Here is a 12,278-nt window from a genome sequence, read left to right as displayed (position 1 = left end):
CTTCGGATGACGTTCGATGCGAGCGATGCGGACACCCGCATCGACGGAATGCGCCGCGAGATCCTCACCGGGGACCAGTTCCGTGAGGCGGCACCATCGCGTGCCGTCGCAGCGGGGGACGGTGTCGCATGAGCGTCCACCTCATCGGGGGCGGCGCGACAACGGCTGCGGATGCCGCGCTCTACGCGCCGTTCGTCGCCGAAGCGGCGCTGCGAGCGGGCCACGCGCGGCCGCGCATCGCCGTGATCTCACTGCACCCCGAGGCCGAGGAGAAGGCGGCGGCGCTGGGCGAGCTACTCGTCGAGTCCGCAACGGGTACCGCGATCGAGATGCACCTCACCGCGGGGCGACCCGGCGAGCCGATCGGGCTCGGCGCGATCGCCGACGTCGACGGCATCGCGGTGGGGGGCGGCGTCGTCGAGGATGTGCGCGCGGGGCTCGAGCCGGTGTTCGGCGAGTTGCGCCGGCTGGTTGCCGAGGGTGTGCCCTACCTCGGCGTCTCGGCCGGAGCGATGATCGCGGCGGAGGGCTCGCTCGGAAGCGGCTCGCGCATCGGTGGCGTGGTCGTCTCACCCGAGGACCCCGACGAAGCGGGCGACGAGTTGGAGATCGAGACCGGCATCGGCCTCGTCGACGTGGCCATCGAGGTACATGTGGCTCAGCGCGGCATGCTTTCCCGACTGGTCGCCGCGGTCGAGTCCGGGCTGGTCCAGGGCGGGCTCGGCATCGACGAGCGCACCGCCCTGATCGTGGGCCATGGCGAGCTCCGGGTCGAGGGCAAAGGCAGCGTCTGGCGGGTGTTGCCGGCCGAGGGCGGCGTGCTGGTCTCCACGATCGGCGGCTGAGGGCGCCCCGAAGTCCCTCGCATGGGTAGGGCCTCCCCCCTTCGCGGATGCCGACAGGCCGTTTCCTGACCGGTGGTGGGAGCTCGCTCCTGTCTCTGGCGCCAAGAGGCGTGGTCGGTTCATGGTTCGATGGATGCGTGGACCAGAGCCGACAGCTGAGGCAGGAGTTCCGCGCGATCCGGGCGACGGCGATCTGCTTCCTCGTCGGAATCGGCGTGGGCACTCTCGTGCTCTGGGGCAACCCGCGCCCGGTCGCCGGCGCCGGCTCTGTCGGCATCCCGGCTGCGGTGGTCGCCGGTGTCATCGCAGCCGCGACCTTCATCCTCGGCACGTTGCTGCGTCGACGTGTCGAGCAGGCGGTGATGCCGCGGTGGCAGCGGATCATCTCGGCGGGGTCGGCCGCGGCCCTCACCGTCGCGTTCGCCGGGGTCACGGCTCTCGGCGTGCTTCTGGCGAGCGAGATCCTCGGCGTCGCGCTGAAAGGGCTCGAGCTGCCGCCCTTCGGGGGCGGGATCGTGATCGGCATCGCGAGCGCAGTCGGCGGGCGCCTGGCATTCGACGCCGTGGCGGGGTTGCGCACCTCCGATCTCGCAACCCTGCTGCTCGGATACGTCGTGATCGGCACTCTTCTCGCCATGCTCACGGCCACCGACCCGCGGTGGTGGGAACTGAACTTCTCGCAGCTCGGCGTCGGCGCGGGTTCCTGGGCGTTCAACGGCACACTCGTGGTGGCGGGTCTTCTGGTCGCGACCGTCGGAGCGTACATCGGACGCGATCTGCACAGGTTGCGGGGCGACAGCGCGCTCGGCCGGATCGGCGCTGTGGTCGTGCTGTGGTCGTCCACCGGCGTCGCGCTCGCCGCCGTGGGCGTTCTCCCGGTGCATCGCGGCGAGATCGCGCACAACGTCGCGACGATCAGCACCCTGGTCTTGTTCCTCGCCGCAGCGGCGCTGACGACGGCGGTCATGCCCGGACCGCCGCGCATGCTGGTCCTCTTCACCATCGGCGTCTGCGTGCTGCTCGTCGTCGCGGTCGTGCTCCGTGATCCGTTGCGGGTGTACTCGCTCACCGTGCTGGAGGTGATCGTCGTCGGGCTGGGACTGGGGTGGATGACGGTGCTCGTACGCACGCTCTCCTGGCTTGCTCCGCCCGATCCGCGCCCCTCGGAGCGCGAGTACCTGCTGCACAGGGCTTCACGGGCGGCAGCGTAATAGGTTAGGCTCTCCTAACGTGACCACCAACGAGCTCCCGGCATCCGCCGCTCTGCGTGGCGATGCGCTCGCGCTGAGTTACGGACGAACCCGTGTCGTGCACGACGTGTCGCTGCGACTCACGCCGGGGCGCGTGACGGCCCTGATCGGTCCGAACGGCAGTGGCAAGTCGACGGCGCTCCGTGCCCTCGCCCGCCTGCATCGCATCGGCGGCGGAACGGTGCAGGTCGGAGAAGGAGCAGATGCGCGCGACGTGTCGACGCTCTCCGCGAAGGAGTTCGCTCGCACTGTCGCGATGCTCTCGCAGTCGCGTCCGCATCCGTCGGGCATCGAGGTCGCAGACGTCGTCGCGTACGGCCGCCACCCGCACCGCGGACGGTTCTCCGGAACGACCGACGCTGACCGGGCGGCCATCGCGCACGCGCTCGCTCTCACCGGGTTGAGCGAAATGGCGCATCGCGCCGTCGATCAGCTCTCCGGCGGCGAGCTGCAGCGGGTGTGGCTCGCCACGGCGCTGGCGCAGGACACCGGAGTGCTGCTTCTGGACGAGCCGACCAACCACCTCGATCTGCGCTACCAGATCGAAACGCTCGACCTGGTGCGCGACCTCGCTGACAACCACGGCACGGCCCTCGGCGTTGTGCTGCACGACCTCGACCATGCCGCATCGGTCGCCGATGAGATCGTGCTGCTGCACCAGGGCCGAGTGCACGCGTCCGGGCTCCCCGCCGACGTACTGACCGGCGAGAACCTCTCCCTCGTGTACGGGCTGCGCATCGACACCGTGGTGGATGCCGAGACCGGCCTCGTCCGCGTCATCCCCCGTGGCCGTCACCACGAGCGGCACCGTGCCGTGGCGGCATCCCGATAGATCTCCCTCGTCCCCGACCCCGATAGAGGAACCATGAAGAAGACTCCCTTGACCGCGCTCGCTCTCGGCAGCGCCCTGCTACTCGCGCTCACCGCGTGCGGTACGACTCAGCCGACTTCGGCCGGCACGGACAAGCCGGTCTCCGCGTCCAGCGAGGACTGCTCCGCCGACTCCACGGAGACCTCGACCGGTGCGGTGACGCTCACCGATGCGTTCGACCGCAAGATCGAGCTCGACAAGCCCGCCGAGCGGATCGCGGTGCTCGAGTGGCAGCAGATCGAGGACGCTCTCACGCTCTGCGTCACCCCGGTCGCCGTCGCAGACGTCGAGGGATACAACACGTGGGTCAAGGCGGAGGAACTCCCGGCAGATGTGAAGGATGTCGGCACCCGGCAGGAGCCGAACCTCGATGCGCTGGTCGCCGCGGATCCCGACCTCGTCATCGTCGAGGCCTTCGTGCGCGATGACGCGATCATCGCTCAGCTCGAGGCATACGGCATCCCGGTACTCGCGACCCTCGGTGCCGACACCGCCGACCCGCTCGCCCAGATGCTCACCACGTTCGACCTGATCGCCCAGGCGACCGGTCGCGAAGATCGGGCTGCGGTCGTGACCGACGAGTTCGAAGCACACCTGGCCTCCGCGAAGGCGAAGGTCGCCGACCGCGTTGCCGACACCGACGAGTTCGTCTTCTTCGACGGCTGGGTCGATGGCAGCAACGTGCGACTGCGCCCCTACGGTCAGGGCTCGCTGGTCGGTGAGGTCGGCGAGGCGCTCGGCCTGACCAACGCATGGACTGGTGAGGTCGATGCAGCGTACGGTCTCGGCCAGACCGACATCGAAGGCATGACGGCAGCGGGTGACGCGAGCCTCTTCTACGCAGGCACCAGGGAGACCGACGGCAGCATCTTCATCGATGCCGTCGCCGACAACGCGGTCTGGAAGTCGCTGCCCGCAGTGCAGGACAAGCGCATCCACGCGTTCCCGGCGGGTGTGTGGATGTTCGGCGGACCGCGCTCGACCGAGCAGATCATCGACGCCTACCTTGAGGTCCTCTCGAAGTGACCCGCATCCAGCTCCCGTCCGCGTCGGATGAACAGACGGCCTCCGGGTCAGGCGTCGCACACGCGTCGTCCGGGTCGTCGGTCGTCTCGCCCGGCACGGACGGGGCTGGAGACGCCCGGACCGGCGGATCGAGCGTCGTCCGGGGGATCGTCGTTCTCGGCGCTCTCGTGGTCGCGCTCTCCGCGGTGGGGTTCTGGCACCTCACGCAGGGAACCAGCGACGCCTCGTTCACGGATGGGGCGATCCTCGTCGGATCGCGCCTTCCGCGCCTCGCCGCGGGGGCTGCGGTCGGCATCGCGCTCGGCGTCGCCGGCCTCATCCTGCAGTCCCTCGCGCGTAACGCGCTGGCCTCACCAGACACCCTGGGTGTCACCGCTGGTTCCTACCTGGCCGTGACAGCCGTCGCCGCGTTCGGCATCGCGATCCCGGTGTGGGCATCGGGTGCCGTCGCGTTCGCCGGCGGTATCATCGCCGCCGGTATCGTCCTGGGCCTCGCCGGGGGCGCAGGCTCTTCGACGACCCGCCTCATCCTCGCCGGCTCCGCCCTCGCGCTCGCCTTCCAGGCGTGCACATCGACGCTGCTGGTGCTCTTCGACGAGGAGACCGAGGGGCTGTTCGCCTGGGGCAGTGGCAGTCTGTCGCAGCTCGGGTTGGATGCGTTCCTGCAAGCAGCGCCCGTCGTCGTGGTGGCCACGATTCTGGCGCTCCTGCTCTCCCGACGCTTCGACGTTCTCGCTCTCGGCGATGACACGGCGTCGTCGCTCGGGGTTCCGATCCGGTCGACCCGGGTCGTCGGCATCCTGCTCGCCGTCGTGCTGATCGCTGTATCGGTCACGCTCGCCGGCCCGATGGGATTCGTCGGACTGTGCGCCCCGGTACTCGCGCGACTGCTCGCCCGCGTCGTGCCGATCCTGCACCGTCACGTGCTGCTCATCCCGGTCTCCGGATTGCTCGGTGCGATCGTGGTGATCCTCTCCGACGCGCTGCTGCGGGCCATCATCGGCGCGGAGGCGGCGATCGCGGTGCCCACCGGTGTCGCCACGACGCTGCTCGGCGCCGTCGTGCTCGTCGTGATGGCGCGCCGACTGCGCGACTCCGGACCGACGCGCGAGCCGCCGAAAGTGCGCTTCGGTGTCCGCAGCACGCGGCGGTTCCGCCTTGTTCTCGTCGTGACGGTGGCCGCGGTGATCGGGGCTGTGCTGCTCGGCCTGCTGGCAGGGAGCACCTGGCTGCTCACCGGAGACATCGCCCTGTGGCTGCGCGGCGAGGCTCCGCCGCTGATCTCGTTCTCGCTCGACGAGCGCGCGCCGCGGGTGATCGCCGCGGTCGTTGCCGGGGGAGCACTCGCACTGTCGGGCGGCATCTTCCAGGCCGTCAGCCGCAATCCGCTGGCCGATCCCGGCATCCTCGGTGTCACCGGCGGCGCCGGTCTCGGCGCGGTCCTGGTGGTGACCAGCGCCGTCGCCTCGACCGCCGGCATGATCGCCGCTGCGCTGGTCGGTTCGCTCCTCGCGTTCGCCCTCGTCTACGGCCTGGCCTGGCGGCGCGGGCTGAACGCCGACCGGTTCATCCTCATCGGCATCGGGGTGTCCTACGGCACGACCGCATTGACGACCTTCTTCCTCCTGCGCGCGAATCCGTGGGACACCCCGAAGGTCTACACCTGGCTCTCCGGCACGACGTACGGGCGGATCTGGGAGCAGGTCGTGCCGGTCGCCGTCGTGCTCGCCATCGCCCTGCCGCTGGTCTTCATGGCCCGGCGAGAGCTCGATGTGATGTCTCTCGATGAGGACACCCCGCGCCTGGTCGGCATCAGCCTGGAGCGCACCCGGCTCGGCCTGCTGCTCCTTGCCGCCGTGCTGGCATCGTTCAGCGTCGCGGCTGTCGGCGTGATCGGCTTCGTCGGACTGGTCGCCCCGCATGCCGCCCGCGCGCTGGTCGGCTCACGGCACGCGCGCGTGATCCCGGTATCCGTGCTGCTCGGGGCCGTGCTCGTCGCCCTCGCCGACACCCTCGGACGCACGGTCATCCAGCCGGCCCAGCTGCCTGCCGGGCTCATCGTGGCACTGCTCGGAGCGCCGTACTTCGTCTGGCTGCTCTGGCGCTCGCGCGACGCGTAGGCGCACCGGCCGCCGTCTCATTGCTGCGGCGGCGCCATCGCCGAAAACAGGAGGACCGCCCGAGATCAGGAGAATCCCGCGAAGATTCTCCTGATCTCGGGCGGTCCTCCTGATCTCGGGACGCCGGATGACGCGCCATCCGCTCCCCAGATCTGGAGGAGCGGATGCCGCGGCGAGACGCTACTTCGTGAGGAACTCCTTCAGCGCGGCATTGACCTCGTCGGCGTGGGTCCAGAGGAGGCCGTGCGGCGCGCCCTCGACCTCGACGTAGTCGGCCTCAGGCACCGCCTGGTGGAAGCGGCGGGCGGTGGCGTCGATGGGGAGGATGTTGTCCTTCGTGCCGTGCAGGATCAGCGTGGGCTTGCCCGCCGCGCGCACCGCCTCGACGTCGCCGCGGAAGTCCTCGATCCAGGCCGGCACGACGGCGTAGGCCGCGACCGGAGCGCTGGTGACGGAAAGGTTCCAGTTGGCGGTGACGACCTCCTGGCTGATGCGCGAGCCGAGGTTCTCGTCGAGGTTGTAGAAGTCGTTGTAGAACTGCGTGAACCAGGCGTAGCGATCGCCCTTCGCAGCCGCGGCGATCCCGTCGAAGACCTCCTGCGGAACGCCTTCGGGGTTGTCATCGCGCTGCACGAGGAAGGGCTCGAGCGAGGCGAGGAACGCCAGCTTCGCGACACGCTCGTGTCCGTAGCGGGCGACGTAGCGGGCGAGTTCGCCGGTGCCCATCGAGAAGCCGACGAGGACGACATCGCGCAGATCCAGGGTCTCGAGCACGGTGTTCAGATCGGCGGCGAAGGTGTCGTAGTCATAGCCGGCGCCCACCTTCGACGACTGGCCGAAGCCGCGACGGTCGTAGGTGATGACGCGGTAGCCCTGGTCGAGGAGTTCGCGGGTCTGGCGCTCCCAGCTGTGGCCGTTCAGCGGGTAGCCGTGGATCAGCACGACGGGCTGGCCAGCGCCCTGGTCCTCGTAGTAGAGCTCGATGGACGTGCTGTTCTCCGTGCCGACGGTGATGTAACCCATGATCGTTTCCTCTCTGTCTGCGAGAACGATCGTTCTCACTTGATGTCATCAATCTAGAGAACGAACGTTCTCTTGTCAAGTAAACTCTTGGTATGACCGAAGAAGAGGCTCGCGAGCGCATCCTCGCCGCCGCCGAGGAGCTCTACTACCGCAAGGGATACGCGGCCGTCGGGATGGATGAGCTGCGCACGGCGGCCGGCGTGTCGCTGCGCCGGCTGTATGCGCTGTTCCCCGCCAAGACCGACATCGTCGCCGCGGTCCTGCAACGCAAGCACCACGAGTGGGAGACGTCGCTCACGGCCGCGGTGGCGGATGCCGGCACCGACCCGCGCACCCGACTGCTCGCGGTCTATCGATACCTCGAGGGATGGTTCTGCACGGACGGCTTCCGCGGCTGCGCCTTCATCAACGCGTTCGGCGAGCTCGGCGGCACCAACCCCGAGGTCGCGCAGATCGTGCGCGAACACAAGGCGTCGTTCCAGAAGTACATGGCCTCGCTCGCCGCAGAGTCGGGCGCGCCCGCGACGCTCGCAGCTCAGCTGTCCATCCTCGCCGAAGGGGCGCAGAGCACCGCGGCGATCTCCGCCGACCCGCAGGTCGCCGCGCAGGCCAGGGCGGCCGCCGAAGTGCTCATCGACGCTGCGCTGGTGCAGAGCATCCATAACAGCGCTCGGTAACCTGATTCCCTATGAACGACCCCTTTCAGCAGATCCCGGTGCTGCCGGTGGTCATTCCTCTCGGCGCCGTGATCTTCGCGCTGCTGCTCTGGCGCCTCAACGCCGAGCGGATCTTCTCCGTTCCGCGCGCCATGGTGGCCGCAGCTCTCGCCGTGTACGCCGCCGGCATCGTGGGGAACACGATCTTCCCGATCTATCTCAACCCCATCACTGGCGGCACCAACTGGGTTCCCGGGCTGGCGATCATCCCCTTCGCCGACTACGAGTGGGGCGACGCGGTGACGAACATCCTGGTGTTTGTGCCGCTCGGCATCCTCAGTGCACTGCTGCTGGCGAAGCCATCCTGGTGGAAGGTCCTCATCGCCGTGGCCGGAACCAGCCTCGGCATCGAGGTGGCTCAGTTGGCGGCGCAGAAATTCTTCGCCGGAGGGCACATCGCAGACATCAATGACCTCCTCTCCAACATCGCGGGAGGGATGCTGGGCTACGGTCTGCTGCTGATCCTGTCGCGCATTCCTCAGGTGTCCGGTCTCGTCGACCGCTTCCGCTGGTCGCAGGTTCCCGCTCCAGCGGAGATCCCGGCGCCTGTCGCCGCTTAGGGCGCTGGCGGCACCGCCGCCGCAGATCTGAGGCGCACGAGCGTGCTCACAGCACGAGGCGGTAGCCCATCCCGGACTCGGTCAGCAGGTGCACGGGTGCGGCGGGCGAGAGCTCGAGCTTCTTGCGCAGCTGAGACATGTACAGGCGCAGATAGCCGGAGTCGGACACCTGTTCGCTGCCCCAGATCTCCTTCAGCAGGTCCTGCCGCGTGACGAGGGCGCCCGGATGCCGGCACAGATGCTCCAGCATCCGCCACTCCGTCGGAGTCAGGTGCACGCGTGCGCCCGCTCGGGTCACCGCCTTCGCTGACAGGTCGACGACGACGTCGCCGAAGCTCACCGTCGACTCTCCGGCCGCGGGAGCCGTGCGTCGGGCGAGCGCGCGCAGCCGCGCGAGCAGCTCGTCGACCTGGAAGGGCTTGGTGACGAAGTCGTCGGCTCCGGCATCCAGGGCATCGACCTTGTCGGCAGAGCCGGTGCGGCCGGAGACGACGATGATCGGTGCGCTCGTCCAGCCGCGCAGAGCCTGGATGACCTCGATGCCGTTCATCTTCGGCATCCCCAGATCGAGCAGGATGATGTCCGGATGCGTCTGCGCCGCGGTGGTGATGGCGGCGGCGCCGTCAGCGGCGGTGATCACGTCGTAGCCGTGCGCCGCCAGGGTGATGCGCAGCGCCCGCACCATCTGGGGGTCGTCGTCGGCGATGAGGAGCTTCACTGCTGCGCTTCCTCCGTGTCGGACTGTTCTGCGGCCAGGGGCAGAGAGATGACCATGGTGAGGCCGCCTCCCGGCGTATCCTCCGGAGTCAGGCTACCGCCCATGCCCTCGGTGAACCCGCGGGACAGCGCGAGTCCCAGACCGAGTCCGGTGGTGTTGTCGGTGTCGCCATAGCGCTGGAACGGCTGGAACATGCTGTCGCGCCGGTTCGCGGGCACGCCCTCTCCGCGGTCGATGATCCGGATCTCCGCGCGCGCACCGAGCCGGCTCGTCGACACGATCACCTGCCGCCCATCCGGGGAATGCCGGTGCGCGTTGGCGAGGACGTTCACCAGCACCCGCTGCAGCAGCACGGGATCGGCCTGCAGCGGCGGCAGCGAGGGGTCGAGCGCGAGTTCGACATCGGACGGGCCGAAAGACAGCTCGTCGATGGCGGCGAGGATGCTGCCGGCGGCATCCATCCGCGTCGCGGACACGGCGAGCACACCCGCCTGCACTCGACTCACGTCGAGCAGATCGGTGATGAGCGTCGACAGCGTGCCCAGGCTTTCATCGGCGGTGGCGAGGAGCTCGTCCCGATCGGCGGCGGACAGCGCACCCGCCCCTCGTAGACCGCCGATGGCGGCGACCGCTGATGCGAGCGGGCGGCGGAGGTCGTGACTCAGCGCCGAGAGCAGGGCGCTTCGCACCTGATCGGTCTCGGCGAGGGTGACCGCCTCGCGCGCCGTCGCACGGAGGTCGGTGTGCTCGATCGCTGCCGACAACTGGGCGACGATCGCGTCGAGCAGTCGCCGGGCCGGACCGTCCAGCGGCCCGCCATGCAGTTCGAGCATCGCGCGCGGGGCATCGCCGGATCCGACCGGCACCGTGATCGCTCTGCCGTCCCGCAACGGCTCCCCGTCGCGCGCGAGCACCTCGCCGTCGGCGTCGAGCAGGCGCACCCCGCTCAGCCCGAACGCCTCACGGGTACGACTCACGAGCGCGAGCACGGCGTTGTCACCGCGGAGCACGTTGCCCGCGACCGCGGCCAGCAACTCGGCCTCAGCCGTGGCGCGCTTGGCGGTGCGAGCCCGACGCGCGGCCTGATCGACGATGATGCTCACCAGGATCGCGATCGTGACGTACAGGGCGAGGGCGAGCACATGCAGGGGATGAGCGATCGTGATCGTGAACTGCGGCGCGACGAAGAGGAAGTCCAGGGTGATGCCGGAGAGCACTGCGGCGAACACCGCAGGGCGCAGCCCTCCGATGAGCGCGACCACCACGACGAGCAGCTGATACGCGAGAACCTCGGCGGTGATCGATTCGGGGCTGCGGAACGTGAACATCAGCCAGGACAGCAGCGGCCCGAAGGCGAGCGCGACGGCGAATCCGAGCACCTGGCGGCGCCATCCGAGCGCCCCACCGGTGATCTTGGGGAGCGAGGCGCGTCCGCCGGCTGCCGCGTGGGTGACGATGTGCACGTCGATGTCGCCGGAGTGACGGATGATCTCCGCACCGATCCCCGGGCCCGTCAGCGCTGTCATCAGACGGCCGCGCCGGCTCACGCCGATCACCACCTGCGTGGCGTCCACGGACTGCGCGAACTCCACCAGGGTCTCCGGGATGTCGTTGCCGACGATCTGGTGATAACTGCCACCCAGCGACTCGACCAGGGTGCGCTGGGCCGTCAACGCCCCGGGTGAGTCGTTTCGCAACCCGTCCTGCGCCGACACGTGCACGGCGAGGAGCACCCCGCCCGCGGATCGGGCAGCGATCCTGGCACCGCGGCGAAGCAGGGTCTCGCCCTCCGGGCCACCGGTCAATGCGACGACCACGCGTTCCCTGGCCTGCCACGTGCCCTCGATGCCGTGGTCGGCCCGATAGCTGCGCAGGGCACTGTCGACTTCGTCGGCCAGCCACAGCAGGGCGAGCTCGCGGAGTGCGGTCAGGTTGCCGAGACGGAAGTAGTTCGACAGCGCCGCATCGATGCGCTCGGCCGGGTAGACGAGCCCCGCCGAAAGCCTGTCCCGCAGCGACTGCGGGGCGAGATCCACGACTTCGACCTCGTCGGCGGCACGGACGACGGCATCGGGGATCGTCTCCTGCTGGGCGATGCCGGTGATCTTCTCCACGACCGCGTTCAGCGACTCGATGTGCTGGACGTTGACCGTCGTGATGACATCGATGCCGGCATCCAGCAGCACTTCGACGTCCTGCCAGCGCTTCGAATGCTGCGAACCGGGGATGTTCGTGTGCGCGAGCTCGTCGACGAGGGCGATCTCCGGGGCGCGGGCGATGACCGCATCGAGGTCGAGTTCGGAGAGCTCGACGCCGCGGTGGCTGTCGATCCGTCGGGGCACCTCGGGCAGGCCGACGGTCTGCGCCAGCGTCGCCTCGCGCTCATGGGTCTCGACGATCGCGATGACGACATCCCGGCCCTCGTCGTGAAGCCGACGGCCCTCGGCGAGCATCTCGTAGGTCTTCCCGACCCCAGGGGCTGCGCCGAGCAGCACGCGGAGGCGACCACGTCGCTGCATCCGCTCTCCGGTCATGCGCCCTCCCGCTCGTCAAGAGCGAGATTGAGTTCTGCGACGTTGACGCGCTCTTCGCCGAGGAATCCCAGATCCCGCCCTTGAATCCTAGACTCCACGAGCGAGAGCACCTCTGCTTCGGAGAGGCCTCGCTCTGCTGCCACCCTGGGGGCCTGGAGCAGTGCATAGGCGACGCTGATGTGCGGGTCGAGTCCGGATGCGGATGCCGTGACGGCATCCGCCGGAACCTGCGCGGGCGCGACGCCCTCGCGCTCGGCGATCGTCGTGCGACGCTCCTCGATAGCGGCGACGAGATCGGGGTTCTCCGGCCCGAGGTTGCTGCCGCTGGAGCTGGCGCCGTCATAGCCGTCGCCGGCCGCCGACGGTCGTGACTGGAAGTACTCCGGCAGGGCCTCGCCGTCGGCGTCGGTGAAGGACTGGCCGATCAGCGCACTGCCGACCACGGTGCCCTTTCCATCGGCGAGGGGAGAGCCATTCGCCTGCCAGGGCAGGAGCACCTGTCCGATGCCCGTGACGAGGAGGGTGTAGCCGACGCCGAGGACCAGCGTGAGGACGAGCATCGCGCGGAGTGCGACGCCGGTGGTGCGAACGGTGCTGCGGAATGAGGACATGTCT

General features: G+C 69.3%; 12 protein-coding genes. 8 read left to right on the top strand and 4 right to left on the bottom strand.

Going from position 1 to position 12,278, the window contains the following annotated elements:
* Nucleotides 1-6 precede the first annotated feature (6 nt).
* From MRBLWO13_RS02895 to MRBLWO13_RS02870, 6 genes are all read left to right on the top strand, one after another.
* Nucleotides 7-132 (top strand): hypothetical protein, encoded by a 126-nt coding sequence (locus MRBLWO13_RS02895; protein WP_341976285.1) that lies wholly within the window; start codon nt 7-9, stop codon nt 130-132.
* Nucleotides 129-845: a Type 1 glutamine amidotransferase-like domain-containing protein gene (locus MRBLWO13_RS02890; protein WP_341976284.1), complete on the top strand. Its 717-nt coding sequence runs from the start codon at nt 129-131 to the stop codon at nt 843-845. The genes MRBLWO13_RS02895 and MRBLWO13_RS02890 overlap by 4 nt, the downstream gene beginning before the upstream one ends.
* A gap of 137 nt (nt 846-982) precedes the next feature.
* Complete coding sequence (locus MRBLWO13_RS02885; protein WP_341976283.1) at nt 983-2,056, top strand: DUF998 domain-containing protein; 1,074 nt, start codon at nt 983-985, stop codon at nt 2,054-2,056.
* A gap of 19 nt (nt 2,057-2,075) precedes the next feature.
* Nucleotides 2,076-2,927: an ABC transporter ATP-binding protein gene (locus MRBLWO13_RS02880; RefSeq protein WP_341976282.1), complete on the top strand. Its 852-nt coding sequence runs from the start codon at nt 2,076-2,078 to the stop codon at nt 2,925-2,927.
* A gap of 33 nt (nt 2,928-2,960) precedes the next feature.
* On the top strand, nt 2,961-3,992 hold the full coding sequence (locus tag MRBLWO13_RS02875; protein WP_341976281.1) for an iron-siderophore ABC transporter substrate-binding protein: 1,032 nt from the start codon (nt 2,961-2,963) through the stop codon (nt 3,990-3,992).
* The gene (locus MRBLWO13_RS02870; protein ID WP_341976280.1) at nt 3,989-6,112 is read left to right on the top strand and encodes an iron ABC transporter permease; all 2,124 of its coding nucleotides are present in this window, start codon (nt 3,989-3,991) and stop codon (nt 6,110-6,112) included. Before MRBLWO13_RS02875 ends, MRBLWO13_RS02870 begins: the two co-directional genes overlap by 4 nt.
* A 180-nt stretch (nt 6,113-6,292) precedes the next feature.
* Here the strand turns inward: MRBLWO13_RS02870 and MRBLWO13_RS02865 are convergent, their stop codons facing one another.
* Nucleotides 6,293-7,135, bottom strand: coding sequence for an alpha/beta hydrolase (locus tag MRBLWO13_RS02865; protein ID WP_341976279.1), 843 nt, complete (start codon nt 7,133-7,135; stop codon nt 6,293-6,295).
* A gap of 92 nt (nt 7,136-7,227) precedes the next feature.
* Here MRBLWO13_RS02865 and MRBLWO13_RS02860 point away from each other — a divergent pair, with 92 nt between their 5' ends.
* The gene (locus MRBLWO13_RS02860; RefSeq protein ID WP_341976278.1) at nt 7,228-7,812 is read left to right on the top strand and encodes a TetR/AcrR family transcriptional regulator; all 585 of its coding nucleotides are present in this window, start codon (nt 7,228-7,230) and stop codon (nt 7,810-7,812) included.
* Between the two features lie 11 nt (nt 7,813-7,823).
* Nucleotides 7,824-8,411: a VanZ family protein gene (locus tag MRBLWO13_RS02855; RefSeq protein WP_341976277.1), complete on the top strand. Its 588-nt coding sequence runs from the start codon at nt 7,824-7,826 to the stop codon at nt 8,409-8,411.
* Between the two features lie 46 nt (nt 8,412-8,457).
* On the opposite strand, the gene MRBLWO13_RS02850 is transcribed toward MRBLWO13_RS02855, so the two are convergent.
* From MRBLWO13_RS02850 to kdpC, 3 genes are read right to left on the bottom strand one after another with little or no spacing between them, the layout of a single operon-like run.
* Nucleotides 8,458-9,129: a response regulator gene (locus MRBLWO13_RS02850; protein WP_341976276.1), complete on the bottom strand. Its 672-nt coding sequence runs from the start codon at nt 9,127-9,129 to the stop codon at nt 8,458-8,460.
* Nucleotides 9,126-11,663: an ATP-binding protein gene (locus tag MRBLWO13_RS02845; protein WP_341976275.1), complete on the bottom strand. Its 2,538-nt coding sequence runs from the start codon at nt 11,661-11,663 to the stop codon at nt 9,126-9,128. The genes MRBLWO13_RS02850 and MRBLWO13_RS02845 overlap by 4 nt, the downstream gene beginning before the upstream one ends.
* Nucleotides 11,660-12,274 carry a K(+)-transporting ATPase subunit C gene (gene kdpC / locus MRBLWO13_RS02840; protein WP_341976274.1) on the bottom strand — a complete coding sequence of 205 codons (615 nt, stop codon included), beginning with the start codon at nt 12,272-12,274 and terminating at the stop codon, nt 11,660-11,662. Before kdpC ends, MRBLWO13_RS02845 begins: the two co-directional genes overlap by 4 nt.
* Between the last annotated feature and the right edge of the window lie 4 nt (nt 12,275-12,278).

The organism is Microbacterium sp. LWO13-1.2, from assembly GCF_038397725.1.
Classification (GTDB): Bacteria; Actinomycetota; Actinomycetes; order Actinomycetales; family Microbacteriaceae; genus Microbacterium.
The sequence above is the reverse complement of the archived record's forward strand: the minus strand, read 5'-3'. Positions and strand labels throughout refer to the sequence as shown.